The 19,644-nt window shown below is 33.6% G+C and carries 17 protein-coding genes; 7 read left to right on the forward strand and 10 right to left on the reverse strand.

The window, feature by feature from the left end; translation table 11 throughout:
- Positions 1-12 precede the first annotated feature (12 nt).
- The gene (locus tag I130_RS05395; RefSeq protein WP_034920241.1) at positions 13-753 is read right to left on the reverse strand and encodes a lysophospholipid acyltransferase family protein; all 741 of its coding nucleotides are present in this window, start codon (positions 751-753) and stop codon (positions 13-15) included.
- Between the two features lie 72 nt (positions 754-825).
- Between I130_RS05395 and trpS the strand changes: the two genes are divergently transcribed.
- Positions 826-1,794 carry a tryptophan--tRNA ligase gene (trpS, locus tag I130_RS05400; RefSeq protein ID WP_034920243.1) on the forward strand — a complete coding sequence of 323 codons (969 nt, stop codon included), beginning with the start codon at positions 826-828 and terminating at the stop codon, positions 1,792-1,794.
- On the opposite strand, the gene dprA is transcribed toward trpS, so the two are convergent.
- Positions 1,791-2,891 carry a DNA-processing protein DprA gene (dprA, locus tag I130_RS05405; protein ID WP_034920244.1) on the reverse strand — a complete coding sequence of 367 codons (1,101 nt, stop codon included), beginning with the start codon at positions 2,889-2,891 and terminating at the stop codon, positions 1,791-1,793. The genes trpS and dprA overlap by 4 nt on opposite strands.
- A 176-nt stretch (positions 2,892-3,067) precedes the next feature.
- Between dprA and I130_RS05410 the strand changes: the two genes are divergently transcribed.
- Positions 3,068-4,000: an SPOR domain-containing protein gene (locus I130_RS05410; protein WP_034920245.1), complete on the forward strand. Its 933-nt coding sequence runs from the start codon at positions 3,068-3,070 to the stop codon at positions 3,998-4,000.
- 59 nt (positions 4,001-4,059) lie between these two features.
- Entirely contained in the window at positions 4,060-4,569 is a 510-nt protein-coding gene (locus I130_RS05415; protein WP_034920246.1) for an acyl-CoA thioesterase, read from the forward strand.
- Between the two features lie 406 nt (positions 4,570-4,975).
- On the opposite strand, the gene I130_RS05420 is transcribed toward I130_RS05415, so the two are convergent.
- From I130_RS05420 to I130_RS05450, 7 genes are all read right to left on the reverse strand, one after another.
- Positions 4,976-6,199 carry a murein hydrolase activator EnvC family protein gene (locus tag I130_RS05420; protein WP_034920249.1) on the reverse strand — a complete coding sequence of 408 codons (1,224 nt, stop codon included), beginning with the start codon at positions 6,197-6,199 and terminating at the stop codon, positions 4,976-4,978.
- Positions 6,199-6,966, reverse strand: a complete 768-nt coding sequence (locus I130_RS05425; protein ID WP_034920253.1) for a DUF4292 domain-containing protein — start codon at positions 6,964-6,966, stop codon at positions 6,199-6,201. The genes I130_RS05420 and I130_RS05425 overlap by 1 nt, the downstream gene beginning before the upstream one ends.
- The gene (locus I130_RS05430) at positions 6,967-8,337 is read right to left on the reverse strand and encodes a tetratricopeptide repeat protein (RefSeq protein ID WP_034920255.1); all 1,371 of its coding nucleotides are present in this window, start codon (positions 8,335-8,337) and stop codon (positions 6,967-6,969) included. It lies immediately after the preceding gene.
- Positions 8,338-8,355: 18 nt separating this feature from the next.
- Positions 8,356-9,366 carry a sugar phosphate nucleotidyltransferase gene (locus I130_RS05435; protein ID WP_034920258.1) on the reverse strand — a complete coding sequence of 337 codons (1,011 nt, stop codon included), beginning with the start codon at positions 9,364-9,366 and terminating at the stop codon, positions 8,356-8,358.
- Positions 9,367-9,494: 128 nt separating this feature from the next.
- Positions 9,495-9,929: a dUTP diphosphatase gene (gene dut, locus I130_RS05440; RefSeq protein ID WP_034920504.1), complete on the reverse strand. Its 435-nt coding sequence runs from the start codon at positions 9,927-9,929 to the stop codon at positions 9,495-9,497.
- Positions 9,926-11,386, reverse strand: a complete 1,461-nt coding sequence (locus I130_RS05445; RefSeq protein ID WP_034920259.1) for an oligosaccharide flippase family protein — start codon at positions 11,384-11,386, stop codon at positions 9,926-9,928. Before I130_RS05445 ends, dut begins: the two co-directional genes overlap by 4 nt.
- A 149-nt stretch (positions 11,387-11,535) precedes the next feature.
- On the reverse strand, positions 11,536-11,979 hold the full coding sequence (locus I130_RS05450; RefSeq protein WP_034920262.1) for a hypothetical protein: 444 nt from the start codon (positions 11,977-11,979) through the stop codon (positions 11,536-11,538).
- 173 nt (positions 11,980-12,152) lie between these two features.
- Here I130_RS05450 and I130_RS05455 point away from each other — a divergent pair, with 173 nt between their 5' ends.
- Genes I130_RS05455 through I130_RS05470 form a run of 4 tightly spaced genes read left to right on the forward strand, consistent with a single transcriptional unit; the run spans position 12,153 to position 18,539 of the window.
- Positions 12,153-12,884 carry a hypothetical protein gene (locus I130_RS05455; protein ID WP_034920264.1) on the forward strand — a complete coding sequence of 244 codons (732 nt, stop codon included), beginning with the start codon at positions 12,153-12,155 and terminating at the stop codon, positions 12,882-12,884.
- A 2-nt stretch (positions 12,885-12,886) separates the two neighbouring features.
- The gene (locus I130_RS05460; protein WP_034920268.1) at positions 12,887-15,637 is read left to right on the forward strand and encodes a carboxypeptidase-like regulatory domain-containing protein; all 2,751 of its coding nucleotides are present in this window, start codon (positions 12,887-12,889) and stop codon (positions 15,635-15,637) included.
- Between the two features lie 16 nt (positions 15,638-15,653).
- The gene (locus tag I130_RS05465; protein WP_034920269.1) at positions 15,654-16,811 is read left to right on the forward strand and encodes a DUF4249 domain-containing protein; all 1,158 of its coding nucleotides are present in this window, start codon (positions 15,654-15,656) and stop codon (positions 16,809-16,811) included.
- A 15-nt stretch (positions 16,812-16,826) separates the two neighbouring features.
- The gene (locus tag I130_RS05470; protein ID WP_034920273.1) at positions 16,827-18,539 is read left to right on the forward strand and encodes a hypothetical protein; all 1,713 of its coding nucleotides are present in this window, start codon (positions 16,827-16,829) and stop codon (positions 18,537-18,539) included.
- A gap of 220 nt (positions 18,540-18,759) precedes the next feature.
- On the opposite strand, the gene atpG is transcribed toward I130_RS05470, so the two are convergent.
- Positions 18,760-19,620, reverse strand: coding sequence for an ATP synthase F1 subunit gamma (gene atpG, locus I130_RS05475; protein ID WP_034920275.1), 861 nt, complete (start codon positions 19,618-19,620; stop codon positions 18,760-18,762).
- Between the last annotated feature and the right edge of the window lie 24 nt (positions 19,621-19,644).

Genomic DNA, 19,644 nt, shown 5'->3' on the forward strand with positions numbered 1-19,644 from the left:
AAATTGAATAACTTATAAAGATGGATTTCTTAATTCATTTAAAACCACCTCATAAACCTCTTTTTTCAAATCCCTTTTGCCTTCTTGGGTCCGATTTACTGTAGGTATTATTTCGTGTACTTTTGCTCTCATAATTCCTGGACTACCAGAAAAGAAGGTGTAAGAAAAGCGTTTTTTGTTATCATGAAAGGTAATAGGCACAATAGGAATTTGATGATCTATGGCCAATCTAAAAGCGCCGTCTTTAAATGCAACCAGTTCCCTAGCCTTATCCTCCGGCACTCCACCTTCTGGGAAAATACATATACTATTCCCTTGATTTAATCTTCGTTGACATTCCTTAAACACTCGCAGCCTACTTTGCAGGTTTCCCCTATCTACAACTATGCATGTTCGCTTATAGAAAAATCCAAATAATGGTATTTTAGTAAGTTCTTTCTTTCCAACAAAAACAAAGGGATGATCTATCACGGCAAGCATCATCATGATATCTATAATCGAGGTATGGTTTGCAACGAACATATAGCTTTCACCCTTTCTTAATGTGGCAGCATTCAATTTCTTCGGAATAAAACCCATTCCGTATAAAATAGATTTAGCCCAAATTCGGGTACAATAGAAATATTGAGAATAAAATTTTTCTGAAGATGAAAAAACTAATAAAAAAGGAAGCATTACAATTATTGGAAGTCCCATAAGAATATAGAACCAGATTCTCCACAATGCAATTAAACCCGCTTTTAATATATTCATAGTTCCAAAAATACTAAAATGAATTAAGCGAATTCAACAAAAGAAGTACCTTTGTGAAAATTTAAAAATTCCATGGCAAGAATACTTACCGGCGTACAAAGTACGGGAACTCCCCACTTAGGAAATTTACTTGGAGCAATAATTCCAGCGATAGAAATGGCCAATAAGCCTGAAAATGAATCGTTTTTGTTTATTGCGAACCTTCATTCGCTAACCCAAATTAAAGATGCAGCATTGCTTAAAGAAAATACATATTCTACTGCAGCAACTTGGCTAGCGTTTGGTTTGGATATTGAAAAAACTGTTTTTTATAGACAGAGTGATATCCCCCAGGTAACTGAGCTTTCATGGTATTTAAGTTGCTTTTTTCCATACCAGCGATTAACGCTTGCCCATTCTTTCAAAGATAAAGCAGATAGGTTAGAAGATGTAAATTCTGGTTTGTTCTCTTATCCAATGCTAATGGCAGCAGACATCCTTTTATATGATGCGGAAATTGTTCCAGTAGGGAAAGATCAATTGCAACATATAGAAATGACTAGAGATGTTGCTTCGAGATTTCATGCGCAAATGGGTGAAACTTTTGTGATTCCTGAAGCTAAGGTGGAAGAACATTCTATGTACATACCTGGAACAGATGGTGCAAAAATGAGCAAGTCCAAGAATAATGTGATTAATTTATTCCAGACAGATAAAAAGTTAAGAAAACAAATCATGGGTATTGAAACTGATAGTACTCCCATGGAAGCTCCTAAAAATCCGGATACTTGTAATGTTTTTGCAATCTATAAATTATTGGGAGACAAAACCAAGGTTGAAGATTTAAGACAAAAGTATCTGGCTGGTAATTTTGGATATGGGCATGCTAAGCAAGCCTTATATGAGCTAATAGTTGAAAAATATTCCACAGAACGAGAGAAATATACTTATTATATGAATAATTTGTCTGAAATAGATGCTGCTTTAGAAAAAGGAGCTGCAAAAGCTACAGAAGTTGCCAACACAGTTCTAGCAAAAGTAAGAACCAAATTAGGATATTAAATTACCTCGAATAATTTTCCGGGAAGCGGGCGAATAGCCCCTTTTAATTCCATTTCTAACAAAATGCCCGCTGCCTTATAAGTGGGCATCTTGCAATTTAAAGCAATTGTATCTAGTTGTTGCTTTCCTGCGTCTTGTAAAAAATCATAGATCAATTGTTCTTGGGTTTCCAACTCTATAAATAACTGCTTTTGTACAGAAGCTGTTTTATTTTGATCTGCCCAATTTAAGATATAAACAAGATCTGCCGCTGAAGTTAACACATGGGCATTCTGAGATTTAATTAAATTGAGACATCCAGAGCTTTGCGAGTCAGTTGGTCTCCCAGGAACTGCAAAAACCTCCCTGTCATAAGAATTAGCGATATCTGCAGTAACCAAAGAACCACCCTTATTAGCACTTTCTATAACTACTGTTGCCTCACTTAATCCCGCAATAATTCTATTTCTCTTTAAAAAATTATTCCTATCAAAATTATCTGAGCTCCAAAAATCAGTATAAAAACCGCCATTTTCTTCTAAAGATGCACAATACTTAGCATGTGACTTTGGGTATATTTGATTGAAACCATGGGCTAAACAACCTATAGTTTGAAGTCCATTTCTTAAAGCAGCTTTGTGAGCGGTAATATCTACGCCATAAGCAAATCCAGAAATTATCACTGGCTCTAGTATTGCAAGTTCTTCAATAAGTTTTTCACAAAAAATAGCTCCGGCAGAAGTAATCTTTCTAGTACCAACGATACTAAGTATTTTCTTTTTATGAAGATTAATATTTCCTTTTGAAAATAAAAGAATTGGTCCATCATTACAATGCTTCAGTTTTTCAGGATAATCCAGATCTTTATAGTAATGAGTGTTTATACCGTTTCTATGGATAAATTTCAATTCAGATTCTGCTAATCTAAATCTCTCCGCATCAAATAAACCTTGTAGCTTGATTTTTCCAATTCCTTCGATCTTCAATAAACTTTCTTTCTTGGTGTCAAAAATCGCTTCCGCAGAACCAAAATGTCTGATCAATTTTTTAGCTGTACTGTCTCCTAAATTTGGAGCGTTTTGTAAGGCTAAGATTGAAAGTAATTCAGAATCAGTCATAAACAGAATATTTCCCTAATTTATCTTTTATTATATTTAAAATAATATTACGTTTTTTAACTGATAAACAATTGTTTCCGAAGAGGTTATCTCGATAAATATTCATTAAAAAGATTTGTTAATAAGATATCTTTGGCTATTTTTAGAGTATCACATAAATCCTTATTTTTGTTTTGATGACTATAGCTACTTACATTTCCGATTTACTTTACAGATACGAGTGCGTAATTTTGCCTGGATTCGGTGCCTTTTTATCTCAAAAGGTTTCAGCTGAATTCGATGAAAAGCAGCAAAATTTCTATCCTCCAAAAAAGCAACTTTCTTTTAACTCTCAATTAAAGAAAAATGATGGCTTATTGGCCAATTATATTGCCGAAGTAGAAAGCTTAGGATATAAGAAGGCTGTCTATAAAATTGAAGAATATGTACAGCAGCTTCAATTACAACTAGAAAAAGACAAAAATTTTACGATAAAAAATATAGGAACTTTTGATGTCTCTATTGAAGGAAAACTACAATTTGAGCCGTTAACTGCTACTAACTTTTTAGCAGATTCTTTTGGATTATCTTCCATACCGGCGCTTTCTGTATCTAGAGAAGAGCTTAAAAAACAGGTTGAAGACTTAGAGGAAAAAGCACCAATTTTATTTACTCCCGAGAGAAGAAGTAAAACTCCTTATTTAAAATATGCCGCTATTGGAATATTAGCATTAGGACTAAGCGGATTTACAGGATTGAAATTATATAGCAATCAGGTGAGCAATCACAATATTGCAGAGCAACAAGCTGCAGAATCTCAACTTCAGCAAAAAATACAGCAAGCTACATTTGTTATAGATAATCCATTACCGGAAATCACTTTTACAGTTACCAATCAAAGTGGAAATTACCATATAGTTGCTGGAGCTTTCCGGGTAGAAGAAAATGCGCATCAAAAAGTAACAGAATTACGTGCAGAAGGCCACAAGGCTAGATACATTGGGGAGAACAAATATGGTTTGCATCAAGTAGTTTATAGCAGTTACCTTACAAGAAGAGATGCTATAAATGCACTTTATAAAGTTCAAAGAACCAATTCAGGTTCTTGGTTGCTTGTTGAAGAACTTTAAGAATCTATTAACTTGTTTAGACTAGATTAGGGCAGTACCTTTGCCCAAAATTGGCGCAAATGCAAGCAAAGAACCCGAAAGATTCCAGAACTATTCTTACAGACTTGGTACTTCCAAGTGAAACCAACCCATTAAATAACCTTTTTGGAGGGGAACTTTTGGCACGGATGGATAGAGCTGCAAGTATTGCTGCCCGTAGACATAGCCGCAGAATTGTAGTTACTGCATCTGTGAACAATGTTGCTTTTAATAAAGCAATTCCGCTAGGAAGTGTTGTAACCGTAGAAGCTGCTGTTTCCAGAGCTTTTAAAAGTTCTATGGAGATTTTTATAGATGTTTGGGTGGAAGATCGTGAGAGCGGAAAACGCTCCAGAGCAAATGAAGCAATTTATACTTTTGTAGCGGTAGATGAAACCGGAACTCCTGTTCATGTACCTGAATTAACTCCCGAAACTGAGCTTGAAACAGAACGATATGAAGCTGCTTTGCGTAGAAAGCAATTAAGTCTGGTTCTAGCTGGTAAAATGAAACCTAAAGATGCTACAGAGCTCAAAGCCTTGTTTGAGTAAGATGCTTTAAGTTTATTTCAGCTTCTTGTGCGCTGAAAGAATTTTCGAAATTTTTCTGGTCTTCTAGATATAGCTTAATTTCAATAAATTTTATATTGATTTAGTGCGTAGCGCTCTGGTTGTGCATTAACAAAATGAATTTGTTTTTCTTTTCTAAAATCTCTACTTCACTTATTTTAATAAGAGAAATAATTTCTTAATTAAGAATTTATTTAGCCCTACTCTCCTGCAATTCGATTTTCAAGCCTACAACTTTAGATAGCCGAACAGGCATAAAACATAGATATAAATAGAAAATAGCGCTAATGTTTATTCTCTAATTCCAGACAGTCAATATAGAAGATCATAATCCACGCTTCTGGAACTAGCAGTTTTTTAACATATTTGGCATTAGAAATCTGTGTAATTACATTTTCCCAATCCAAACTTCAGGATCCATTTTATCTGTGTTCTTATATATTAGAAAATGCAATGTGGTTTTACCTGAGCTTGAGCTTGTAGCAACTTCTCCAATATCTTGTTTTAAAGAAACTACGTCTCCTTTGGTAACATAAACATTAGATAAGTTGTTATAGATTGTAATATAATCTCCATGACGAACCATAACAGCTTTATTTGCGCCTTTTACAGCTTGAACCTCACTCACTGTTCCTCCAAAAATTGCACGTGCCTTAGCGCCCTTATCTGTGTCTATTCGCACACCATTACTTTCTATAGTGGTAGATTTTACAATTGGGTGTTGCTGTGTTCCAAATCTCATGCTTATAACACCAGATCGTACAGGCCAAGGCAGTTTTCCCTTATTATTAGCAAAATTAGCGGCTAATGCTTTAGCCTCTGGAGTAAGCTCGAAAACATCACGAGAACTAGAACCACTTTCTTTATTCGCTTTTGCAATAGAAGCTCGAATAATCTCATCTATTTGCCTATCTATAGCGTTTATTTCTTGCTGCTTTTTCTTTATTTGAGCAGCAAAAACACCTTCTTTACTACGAATACTTTTAATGAGTACTTGTTGAGATTTTCTATTTTGTTCCAATTGCGCTCTAGTAGTTCTATTCTCTATTACTAGTTTTTCTTTCACTTTCTTTTGATCTAGTAAATTTGCATTAAGCACCTGTAATTCTTCAGATTTTAATTTTATCTCATCTCCTTGTTTCCTCCTATAATTAGCATACTGCTTCATATATTGCAATCTCTTGTAGGCTTGCAGAAAATTCTGTGAAGATAGGAGAAACATGATCCTACTCTGCTGAGATTTACTTTTGTAAGATTTCTGGATCATTTTACCATAATCCTCTTTTAAACTCTCCAGTTCCTTTCGAAGTGTCTGAATTTTACTGGTATTAGAACTTATATCTCGAGTAAGAATATTGGCTTGCTGATTGGTAACTTTAATCAAATTCTCTGTTGTACGAATTTGTCTATCCAGATCTTCAACTTCTGTAAGTACAGATTTTTCCTGCTTCTTATTGGAAGATCGTAAACTATTTATTTTTTGAATCTCCTCACGAAGTTCTATTCTACGCTCTTCTAAATTCTCACGAGTATCCTGAGAATAAATCTTGGCACATCCAATTAATAGAAATGCAGTTATAAAAATATGCTTGGAGTAGGTATGTAATTTCATTATTCTATCTGAATTTCATCGTAACCGGAGGGGATCTCAAAAGGAAAGCTAACAGATTCATTAAACGTAACAGATCTATACGCAATATCTATCTGGGTGCCTTTACCATCACTATTGGCAACAATTTTAATTTCTTCAGGAAAATTCTGATTATTGATTTTTTGATACTTTAGATAGGTAACTGTTACATTTCTGTTTTCCTTTACCTGAGCTAATTGTTGTGCAAGTGCATTATAGTTTTTCGCATCTAATAAGAATAGCTTTTTCACCAATTCTAAAGAATTAGATGGGACTAATTGATATCCTTGGGTAGATTCTGTTAACACATATTTATCTTCTCTAAGGTCATAGATCGCTTGTCCTATTAATAAGTTCTGAAGTTTTTGGAAATCCAATGGCGTTCCCAACCACTTACTAACTAAACTATAATCTCCATCAAAATATGTTTTTCCTATTTTCTCGTAGTAACTCACTCTATCCTGAGTAATTAGAACCTTTGCCAAAGGAATCCCTAATAATTGTGCACTCATCCAGATCGCACTGTCTTTTTGCATCCTAAAACTTACTGTAACAGATTGTGAACGATCATCATCCTGGTAATGTAATCTTAGCCTACTATTTAAGGTTTTGAAATTTGGTTCGCTACTATAATGCATAGCTACAACCTTTTTAACTGCAGCATCCTCTATAACCAATGCTTTCTTCTTACTTCCACATCCAATTAATAAAAGGGAAACAAGCGCTAGAGTGAATATATTCTTGATCATTTAATTTTCTGTTTTTTTAATTGAATTGGCCTTCTCTTTAAACTCAGAGGCTTTAGATGAATTTCCTAATCCCAAATACGCAACTGATAATTGCCCATAAAAATCACGTTCCATATCCTTGTCATCTATTAAATAATCCAGGCCAAATGTAAGTATTTCTTGTGCTTCGTTGTACTTCTTTAAATTATTTAAAGTTGCTCCTTTAATAAGGTATAATAAGGTTTGTGCAGGAAATACCTCCAACCCAGAACTACTTAATTGCAGAGCCTCTTCAAATTTTGATAAATCCAGCTGTAGTAATAATGTATTTCTAAGCAGCTCATAATTATCAAGGTTATCTACAATTCCCATTTCAAAAAAAGCAAGTGCCTGCACTTTTTCGTTTTTCTTCAGAAAGTAATCTCCGAACTTCTGAAAGATTTCAGGAGTATTCTCTTTTTCTGAAAATAAAGCAGCGACTTGTTTTAACTCATCTTCATATTCCGGATTTTCATTTACAAACAATAAAAAATCATTTAAAACTTTAAACTTTGAAGCAGCATCAATTTCTTCAGATTGCAATACTAATCTCATAGAACTTAACGCATCTTCAGTTCTATTCTTATTCAAATAAAACTTATAGAGTGCTAGATGTACCACTTTTGAAGTAGGAAAGACTTGCTGCATTTTCTGCGCAGCTTCGAAAGCCTCTTTCTCTAATCCTTCATCACTGTACACATAGATAAGATTGAGATAATTCATCTCATTTTCAGGATTCAACTTTATAGATTCCTGTAAAGTCTTTATTTGTGCCGAAGTATTATTTGTAAGTGCATAAATCTGTTGCCTTAAGCTATTCCTATATTCTGTAATACCAAGCTCAATATCTAACTGGTTTAATAAAGCGATCAATTTATCGAACTGCTGAAGTTCAAAATACATCTTAGCTAAATCATCGTAATATTTCTCATTATAAGAAACTAATTCTTTATTAATCAAAATAGCCGGTTCGTATTGCTTATTCAAATAAAAAGATTCCATTAATGCCTGAAGAATCCACTCTCTATTTGGTTGTAACCTGTTTGCCTTTTGAAAATTAGCAATAGCTTTATCAAGATCATTAAGAATCTTATAGTTTTTCCCTAATTCAAAAAATACAACAGGATTGTTAGGCTGTATTTTTTCAGCCTTTTGAAGAGCAACAATTGCTTTTTCATAATTCTCAATTGCCTTTTGCTTTAGTGCTTCAAAAAAATATTCCTGAAATGCATCACTTACCTCTCCTAGATCGTCTACCGCAACTTCTTGCATCGGATCTTGGGTTTCCTGAGCACTGAGCTTAGAAGTCCAAAATCCAACCAGAAGGAAAAAATAGACGAGTAAATGCTTCATTAGAATTATTTAATTATACTATTCTAAAACAGAGTAGTCTCCAATACTGATTTGAGTAAAATTCCCATCAAACTTCGCATGACTTCCAATCATGGCGTTATCAAGGTTAGCATTCATGATAACAGATTCATTTTGGATAAGGCTATTTTTTATAGTTGAATTTTCAACTTTTGTTCCATTTCCAATAGAAACATTTGGACCTATTTTAGCATTGGTAAGCACAACGTTCTCACCGATAAAACACGGTTCGGTGATTTCAGAATTTGTGATCTTCACAGAATCAGAGATTAATTTATCGCCATCCTGATGCAAGAAATTAAGCATTCTACCATTGGTTTCTACTGTAATTTGCTTATTTCCGCAGTCCATCCATTCGTCCACCTTTCCAGGAACAAAAACATTTCCATTGGCTTGCATCGCTTTAATACCATCATTTATTTGATATTCACCACCGCGAATAATATTTTGATCTAATACTTTTTGAAGTTCCCCTTTTAGTACTGCAACATCCTTAAAATAATAGATCCCTATCACTGCAAGATCTGAAACAAATTCTTCAGGCTTTTCTACTAATTCGGTGATCTCGTTCTTATCATTCAATTTCACAACTCCGTATGCATTAGGATTTTCTACTTGTTTTACCCATATCACCGCATCTGCATCTTTATTCAGCGTAAAATCTGCTTTGAATAAAGTATCTGCATAAGCAACTACTGCCGGACCAGAAAGTGAATCTTTAGCGCACATTATAGCGTGCCCAGTTCCCAATGGCTTATCTTGGTAATAGATAGTGCCTTTTGCACCCAAACTCTCTGCAATCGCTTTTAAATCGGTTTCCACCTTTTCGCCAAAATCCCGTCCAATTATAAAAGCTATTTCATCTATCTTTTCATCCAAAACTTTAGCTATATCTTCAACTAGTCTGTGTACGATTGGTTTTCCAGCAATAGGAATTAATGGTTTAGGTACAGTTAAAGTGTGAGGTCTTAATCTTGAGCCACGACCGGCCATTGGTACTATTATCTTCATTTTATATTTTTAATTCTAAATTATAGTTTTGTCTGTTCGAGCGCAGTCGAGAACTTTTTAGCGTAAAATGGAGGTTTCGTCTCCGCTCAACCTGACCTCCTTACTCCAATATTATTTTGATATGAATCTTATTTATTTCCAGTACTTCCAAAGCCTCCGGCTCCTCTACTAGTATCTTCTAAAACTTCTACTTGCTCCCAGGCGATCTGCTCATGCTTAGCAATGATCATTTGTGCTACTCGCTCGCCATTTTCAATAACAAAATCTTCATTGGAAAGGTTTACAAGAATTACGCCTATTTCCCCGCGGTAATCGGCATCTATAGTTCCTGGAGAATTTAATACTGTAATTCCTTTTTTAGCTGCTAGGCCACTTCTAGGTCTTACCTGAGCTTCAAAGCCTAAGGGCAATTCCATGAAAAGTCCAGTTTTAACAATAGCTCTCTCCAAAGGTTTTAACGTGATAGGTTCCAAAATATTGGCTCTTATGTCCATCCCTGCAGAGAAGGCAGTTTCATAATTTGGTAAGTCGTGCGCCGACTTATTTATAATTTTCACTTTCATCTTCTTAATATTATTTTTTTTAATGCTTTTTCTTCTTGGGTATATATCAAAATTATAAAAGCAAGCCATAACCCAATTCCTACAATATAATTACTTCTAAAAAGATAAAAAGAAATTCCAGAGAATATTACTGAAACCAAAAAGTACAAACTTATTTTTTTAAGGTTATACGGAATTGGATAATATTTTTGACCTAAATAATATGAAAGAAACATCATAATCCCATAAGCGGAAACAGTTGCAATGGCAGAAGCCACATAACTCATAGTAGGAATTAAAGCATAGTTGATGCCAAGAGTAACTACAGCGCCAACTATTGAGATATAAGCTCCCATTTTGGTTCTATCTGTAACTTTATACCAAACGGAAAGATTGTGATAAATTCCCATACAAAAATTTGCAAGAAGTATAAGAGGGACAATTTTCATGGCTTCCCAATAATCACTGTTTCTAATAACTAGCTCTTTTAGGAGATCTAAAAATATTATTACCGTTAATAAAATTATAGATCCAAATGCTACAAAATAGCGAGTAATTAAGGCATAAGTTTCCGGAGCATTTTCATCTGTAGCTTTACTAAAGAAAAAGGGTTCTACGCCCATTCTAAAGGCAGTGCTAAATAAAGCCATGAAAATTGCTAATTTATAACAAGCTGAATATGCTCCTACCGCTCCTTCAGCAATGTTACTTGGCAACAACCAACCTAATAGAATTCTATCAAAAGACTCATTTATAGCAAAGGCAATTCCTGCAAAAAGCACGGGATAAGAATACTTGAGCATTTCTTTCCACAAAGTTTTACTGAAAGTGTATTTGATCTTAAAATAAAACGGAATAAGTATTATTAAGTTAATGGCGCTTGCTATAAGCATTGAAATAAAAATATAGGAAAGCTTAAAGTCTGGTCGATAAATTGAATCTAGAATTCCCGTAGAAGTTTCTGAAGCTATTTCGGGAAGCAGCAATAAAAAGAATACATTCAATCCTAAATTTACTGCAACGTTCAATATTTTCATGACTGCAAAGCGCATTGGCTGCTGATTTGCTCTTAACCACGCAAATGGAACAATGACCAGAGCATCTAAAGCAAGTACGATGATGGTATATGAAATATATTCAGCTTTGATACCTGACCAACTTGCTAGTTGATCCTTTAAGGAAAAAGCTAAAACCAGAAATAAAAGTGAACTTATAATTAAGGAAACCGTGGCAGTAGAAATAACCGACTTTTTATCCTTTTCCTTATTAAAAAATCTAAAAAAGGCGGTTTCCATCCCGTAGGACAGGATCACATTAAAAAGAATGATCCATGAAAAAATGATGGAAACTTCTCCATATTCCTTTTTTGGAAGTATATCTGTATAAAGTGGAACCAGTATAAAGCTCAACATTCTGGGCAATACTGTTGCCAGACCGTATATAAAGGTTTGCTGAAAAAGTTTTTTTAATGAACCCAATGAGGTTGTACTAGTTAGAGGGGATAAATTTATTCAATTAAGTGATATGGCACAACTAAATCCACACACACTTAATTTTGAATTTAAATTCAATAAAAAACGGAGTGAAAAAAGCTTCACTCCGTTTCTAGTGGTTAATAAATATAAGATTATACTCTTTCTTTAACGCCAGTAAGCTTATAATATTTCACTTTAGAATTCTGAGTGAATATTAAAATGGCTTCATCATCCTTCAACTCAAAGTCCATTTTCTTCATTTTTTGTGGCATTTTGTTTCCATACTCCTCTTTAGGATCTGAACTCATTATCATATCTGGCTTTTCCATTATAACAGTCGCCATATAAACTCCTGGTGAATTTGGACTCTCAATTAAGGCTGTTTTTTTATTTCTGAAGTAAACGCTATCCAAACTCACTATGTTTGTTTGAATAGTAGTTACAGGTATGAATAATTTAATAATATCTCCTTGAGAAGTATAGTAAGCATTATCCATTTTTACGGGAGCTTTTTCTTGTAGATCTTTATTGCCAGCGCAGTTTGCAAATAGAGCAGTTACCAAAGTGGCACTTATAAGTAGGTATAGATATTTCATGAATATTTTGTTTTAATTATTATCTATAAAACAAAATGAGTGCCAAAAGAAAAACCCCTCAGAAATCTGAAGGGTTTTTACGGAATGAATTAAAAGATAAAATGGGAAGGAATAAAAATATTATTTTGTAGTTTTCTAAAAATATTCAAAATTATTTATCTATTACTTATTGAATGTATAAAACTTACCTTCTTATTTTTTCAACTTTCTTAATTTCTCTTTCCACTTTTTCCCAAAATTATTCGAAAGAAAAGCTTTATTCTTGGTATGACCAGCAAACCGGAATTGAAAATTCTATTTTATTTAGAGGGGTGGAGTATGTGGAAACGGATAGAATGATAAATGAAAAGCATAAATTTTTCGAATCTCAAAAATTTCAAAATGGCTCTTTGACATATGATGGTCAACTTTTTTTCAAGGTGCCATTAAAATATAATGTCTATGATGATCTAATTTTGGTGAATCTCCAGAATGACGGAGCAAATACCTTTTTTCAACTATTTAGTGGTAAAGTGAATCAATTTCAAATTAACGAACATAAATTTAGGTTTCTAAAAGCTGATAATAATTTAAATATCAAAGGTTTTTATGAAGTGATTAATCAGGAATGTCAACTTAAGATCTTTAAAAAACATCTTAAGAACAGAATGGAAATTAGAGATAGAAGTGTAGCTTATACAGAGTTTAGTGTCGCAGATCCTCATTATATTTTTCAATTTAAAAATGATTTTTTCGAGTTGGCCAACCGAAGAGATCTACTGGCTCAATTTCCAAATCTAAAAGGTGAAATAAAAAATTATTATAGTAAATACAGGAAGCAATACAAGGATAATCCAGATATTTTTATGAATAACTTGGCCGATAAAATGAATTCCCTTATTTCTAATTCTAAAAACCAAATTTAAGAATGAGAAAATTTTTACTTCTTATAATACTTATATCTTTTCATTTCTCTTACGCACAAACTACCGATCCAAAGATATCTTTAAGCTTTGAAAATAAAGAATTACCCGAAATTTTAACTGAAATTGAAGCAAAAACCGGGTATCAATTCTTTTTCGAAAAAGAATGGTTTGGTTTCCAAAAGTTTTCTGGGGAATATTCACAAATTAATGTGACTAACATATTAGAAACTATATTGGAAGAAACTAATATTAATTTCTTTATCAAAGGGCAACGCATCATTCTTACACATGGAAGTATAATCTATGATAGCCTGCCAGAAGGGTTTTTAGAAACTCCGAAGGAAGTAAAAATTGTTAGAGAAACTCAAAACACAGATCCTCTATTTTATAATGATAATGTGGAGCAGGCTGAATTAGTTGAAACCGTTTTAATAGGTAAAGAAGATAGGCAATCTAACAATAATTCGTATCAACTTTCTGGTAGGGTGATTTCAGAAAAAGGAGAACCCATTTCAGGATTAAATATATTAATTGCTGATCAAAATATAGGAACAGTTACAGATATTAATGGAAATTATAAAATTAGGCTTCCTAAAGGAATAAATATTCTGGAAACTCAAGCCCTTGGAGTAGATAAGGTTAAAAAGCGCCTTATAGTTTATAATGACGGTGTTTTAAATCTACAACTGGAAGAGAGTTTTGAGGAACTAGGTGAAGTTTTGGTAGCAACTAATGCAAGGGAAAATGTACGCTCAGCACTTACGGGAGTAGAGAGAATAAATGTTGCCAATATTAAGAACATTCCTTTGGTTTTGGGTGAACGTGATATTTTAAAAGTAGCAACCACCCTACCCGGAATTACCACCGCCGGTGAAGCTGCAAGTGGATATAATGTAAGAGGAGGAAAAACCGATCAGAATCTAATTTTACTTGATGAGGGTGTCATTTATAATCCCACTCATTTCTTCGGAATATTTTCTGGATTAAACCCATTTACCACCGGCGATGTGAGTATTTATAAAGGAAGTATACCCGCCGAATATGGAGGAAGGTTGTCCTCTGTTTTTGACCTAAATACCAAAACAGGTAATAAAGAAGAACTTGCCGGGGAGGTTTCCATAGGGCCAGTAACAGGAAATGTAAGCCTTGAGATCCCTATTGTTGAAGGTAAATCGAGTTTAATTGTTGGTGGGCGTGGAACATATTCAGATTGGATCTTAAATCTTTTGGAAGATGAATCCTTAAAAGATAGCCAGGCCTCCTTTTACGATGTTGTTGCAAAATACAACCATAAATTTGACAATAATGACGAGTTAAATGTAAGCGGTTATTACAGTGATGATGTTTTTAGCATCACTTCAGATTCCTTGTTTAGTTATACTAACAGGTTGGTTTCACTGTCTTATAATAAGTATTTCAATGAAAAACACCAAGGAGAAATTGTGGCAACCAACAGCAATTATGATTTTAATTTAGATTTCGAGAGTGATTTTAACAATGATTTTAAATCGGGGTACACGATTAATGAATCTGAATTAAAATTGAAAATGAAATATTTTTATAGCAAAGCACATACTTTTAACTATGGTATAAGCGGAAAATATTATATGGTTTCCCCAGGAGAAATTAATCCCGGAAGCGCAGAATCTCTAATTGAACAACTTAGTATTCCTGAAGAAAGAGCTATAGAAAGTGCTATTTATATTGAAGACAGTTTTGAAATAAGCGAAAAACTTTTAATCAATGCGGGACTAAGATATTCTTTCTACGCCGCTTTTGGACCAGCTCAAAAAAATACCTATGAAGAAAATTTGCCCCGAAATGAAAATACGGTTACAGGGGTGGAAACTTTTGGTAGTGGAGAAGTTATAGAAACTTACGGTGGGCCCGAGATAAGAGTTTCCGGGAGGTACTTTTTAACACCCACATTTTCTGCTAAATTAAGCTATAATAATACCTATCAATATATTCATACCTTATCCAATAATACAACTGCAGCTCCAACCGACACGTACAAACTTTCAGACTCCTTTGTAAAACCGCAAAGGGCAAATCAATTTTCTGCAGGCTTATTCAAAAATTTTGATGATAATATGTACGAACTAAGTTTGGAAGGTTATTATAAGAATTCAGACAATCTCTTAGACTATAAAGTTGGTGCAGATTTATTCCTAAATGAAAATATTGAAACCGAAGTTTTACAAGGAGAAGGTAAAGCCTACGGTGCAGAAATTCTAATTAGAAAAAATACGGGGAGATTAAATGGATACATAGGCTATACCTATTCTAGATCTTTCATAAAATTAGCCGGAAATTTTAGGGAGGAGACAGTAAATAATTCTGAATTTTTTCCGACTAATTTTGATAAACCTCATGATTTTAGTGCGGTGTTAAATTATAAACTCACCCAACGTTTTAGCTTTTCAGCCAACTTAGCATACCAAACTGGTAGACCAGTAACCTATCCTATTGGGAAATACACATCAAATAATTCGGAATTTGTGTTATATAGTGATAGAAACCAATTCAGGATCCCCGATTATTACCGATTAGATTTAAGCTTTAACGTAGAAGGGAACCATAAAATCGAAAAATTTGCCCATAGTTTTTGGAATATTTCGATTTACAATGTTTTGGGAAGAAATAATCCATATTCCATATTTTTTGTGACTGATAATGGGGAAGTTAAGGCCTACCAAAGCTCTATTTTCTCCATTCCAATTCCTACCATCACCTATAATTTTAGGTTTTAAATAATTAATGAAATTAATGAAACTACTTTTAAAAAATAGAAAATACATGATCCTCTTCGCTGTAATAGCGCTTGTCGTTTCTTGTGTTGAAGAAATCCCCTTAGAATCTTCAGGTTTTGAGGAGGCAATTGTTATAGAGGCAACTATAACCAATGAAGTAAAGCAGCAACAGATTAAATTATTTCAGGCTTTTGCTATAGATACCACAGGACCCAATCCCTTATCTGGGGCTACTGTAAAAGTAATAGGAAATAGCGAATATCTTTTCGAAGAAGACGAGTCGGGAATTTATAAATCCAGAGATAGTTTTGCAGCCCAGCCAGGTATTAATTACCAGCTAAATATTTTAGCAAACGGCAAAGAATATGAGTCTGAGCTAATGGAATTGCTTGGAACTAACATCATAGATCAATTAGAAGCAAATAGAATAGACTATAGGGGAGAAAATGGGGTGGCGATCACTTTGAACAATCAAACCTCCAATGGCACTGCTAATTATTATAAGTATGAATATGTGGAGACTTTTAAATTCAATTCGAATTATTTTAAAGTCAATGACATAATTCTTATAGATGGGCTGCCTGTAGAAGTGCCTAAACAAAAAGAAGAGTATACATGTTACCGTACCACCAATTCTCAAGAAATAATACTGGCCAATACAAACTCCCTCTCTGAAAACAGTGTAAACGATTTGCTAATTAAATTTATAGAATCAAGCAATCCTGGTGTTTCTAATAGATACAGCCTTCTTGTAAAGCAATTTATTATTAGTAGAGAAGCCTATACCTATTATGAGATTCTTAAAGAATTGTCGAGTTCAGATAATCTTTTTTCTCAAAGTCAGCCAGGTTTTTTTGCCGGTAATATCTCAAACATTAATAATCCAGATGAAAAAGTAATAGGCTTTTTTAATGTATCCTCTGTTTCCGAAAAAAGAATCTTTTTTAATTATGAGGATTTTTATGAACCAGAAAGCATAAGACCTCGATTCGTGCCTTTTGCCGCATGCGAAGCAATAGCGCCAAGTATTCCTACTCTTATAGTGCAATTAGAACAAGATGCTGTTAGATGGTCTGAAACTACTCCAGGAGGGGTGTTATTAGTGGTCCCAAAACGATGTGTGGACTGTACCGTTTTTGGCACCAATGTAAAACCAGAATTTTGGGTAGATTAATTTCAAAATAAAAGAATGATCAAAAAGATTTTTATATTATTCATAGTTTACATCGCATTAACGTATACCTCTAATGCCCAGAGCATAACAGATGAAATTTTTCTTCAAAATGAAGTATATAAAGAGCAGGTATATGTTCACTTAAATAGTAGTTTATTATTTAGCGGAGAAAAATTGCTTTATAAATTCTATTGCTTAAAGAAAGAAACCAATAAATTAAGTGATCTAAGCAAAATTGGTTGGGTGATTCTGGTGAATTCAGATAAAGATGAAGTATTTAGACACAAATTGAAACTAAATCAAGGGCAATCTTATTCAGATTTCTTTATTCCTTCCAACCTGCCTTCAGGAGCTTATAAAATTTTAGCTTATTCTTCATGGATGTTGAATGCAGAAAAAAATTATTTTCAACAGGACATTCATATTTTAAATCCATATCAAAAGGAAAACAAAGGTCTTATTCTTGAAGAAAATCCTGAAGATTTGCTGCAAACTATAAAGCCTGAAGCATCATCTAATTTTAAGTTAAAGATAAATAAAAATTCTTTTTCTCACAGAGAAGAAGTTGTTCTGAATTTGGAAACCTCTACTGAAATAATGGGTGATTTCTCAATTTCAGTAAGGAGAGTCGATAGTTTAAGTAAACCTAAAAGAATTAATAGCACCAATTTCCGTGATCTGTACCAGAATATTAATTGGGATTTTTCTGATACTTTAATCCTTCCAGAAGTAAGAGGTTCGCTGATTAGAGGTAAAATAACAGATAGAGACAATCAAATACTTAAGAGCAAAAGTTTAATAGCATCCTTTCCCGGAGAAGAAAGTCAGGTAAATATAATATCTGTAGATGAGAATGGTAATTTTAATTTAACTATTAGTAATGATCTGGCTGAAGATGAGGTTTTATTACAATTGGTAGATCATAAGAAGCAAAATTTTAACGTAGAGCTAAAACAATTTATTCAACCAGATATTACTCAATTAGATTTTAAAAAACCAGTCATCGCTGGTGGGTTTAAAGAATATATATTGGAGAAAAGTGTAAATAATCAAATTGAAAATGCGTACTCCTCCACTAAAGCAGACAGCTCTATTTATACAAAGGATAGAGGATATTTCTTTAAAAACGAACTATTAAAATTCAACCTAGATGATTACAAAAGGTTTCCTGATGTTACACAAACCTTTATTGAAATAATTGAATATGGAAGAGTTAAAAGCAATAAGGATGGAACACATAGCATTTTAGTGCGAAATCAAAACACAAATGGTGAATTTACGCTACCTGCTTTAGTGATAGTAGATGGAGTGGTGATACAGAACCACGATAATTTAATTTCCTTTGATGCTCAAAGAATTCAAAGCATAGGAATTCTTAGAAGTAAATTCTTTTTTGGCCCTGAAATATTTCAGGGTGTGGTGGTGGTAGAAACTAAAAATGGAGATTTTCCTCTGGAATTTAGAGAAGATTCTATGAAATCTAATGAAGTTATTGTGACCCAAATAACAAAAAAATATTATAGCCCAGATTATATTAATGAAAACCTAGAGAGAATTCCAGATTATAGATATCAATTGGTGTGGAATCCTGAACTTAACTTTAGAACAGAGGGAAATGAGTTTCGGTTTTTCACTTCAGATCTTGAGGGGAGTTTTGAGATAAACCTAGAAGGTTTCACAAAGGATGGAGAAGCTGTATCTATTACTAAAACTTTTTGGGTAGAATAAGTTTCAGATATAATTTTATCTTTTATTTTAAGGAATCCTCATCCTAAATATGAGCTTATAGAAGGTTATAACTAATTTAACACCCTGAATGCCGTACACACTCATAACAATAAAAAACCCCTCAGAAATCTGAAGGGTTTTTTTATATTTTGAAATAATTCTTTTTTCAGTCTTAGCTCGCATATTCACACTTCGATAGACTCAGAGTGAAAAGGAGTTTTTAATTATTCAATGCTTCAGCACCACCAACAATCTCTAGGATCTCGTTCGTAATAGCTGCTTGTCTCGCTTTGTTATAAGACAATTTAAGCGAATCTCTTAATTCTGTTGCATTATCTGTCGCTTTGTGCATCGCCGTCATACGAGCCCCATGTTCTGATGCTAACGAGTCACTCATCGCTTTAAACAACTGCATTTTTAAAGATTTAGGGATAAGATCTTTTACGATCTGTTCCTTTTCTGGTTCAAAAATATAATCTAAAGTTACATTCTCTTCAGTTTCAAATTTCTCAATTGGTAAAAACTGTTCTGTTATTACATCTTGAGTTGCAGCATTTATAAACTTATTATATACAATTGAGATCTCATCATACTTCCCATCCAAGAACCATTGCATGATGTTTTCTGCAATTTCAGCTACATTATCATACTTAAGATCGTCGAAAATAGCATTATTGTTCTCTGCAACCGTATAAGTCTTACTTAAAACATCATTCGCCTTTTTCCCTAAAGTTAAGATCTCTACGTTCTTATCGCTGTATTTTGAAGCAGCAACTGCACGAGCACCTTTAACAATATTAGTGTTGAAAGCTCCAGCCAATCCTCTGTTAGAAGAAATAGCAACTATCAAAACCTTTTTAACATCTCTTTGTTCCGCATAAGCGCTTCCGCTATCTGCATCCAAAGAGGCACTAAGGCTCTGTAGCAATTCTGTTAACTTTTCAGAATAAGGTCGCATTGCAGTAATGGCATCCTGTGCTTTACTCAACTTAGCAGCCGATACCAATTTCATGGCACTGGTAATTTGCATGGTTGATGAAACCGAGGTAATCCTGCTACGTAATTCTTTTAAGTTTGCCATATTATGTAATTATAAATTCTGAAT

Origin of the sequence: Gillisia sp. CAL575, from assembly GCF_000403785.1 — a bacterium.
In the GTDB taxonomy this organism is placed as follows: domain Bacteria; phylum Bacteroidota; class Bacteroidia; order Flavobacteriales; family Flavobacteriaceae; genus Gillisia.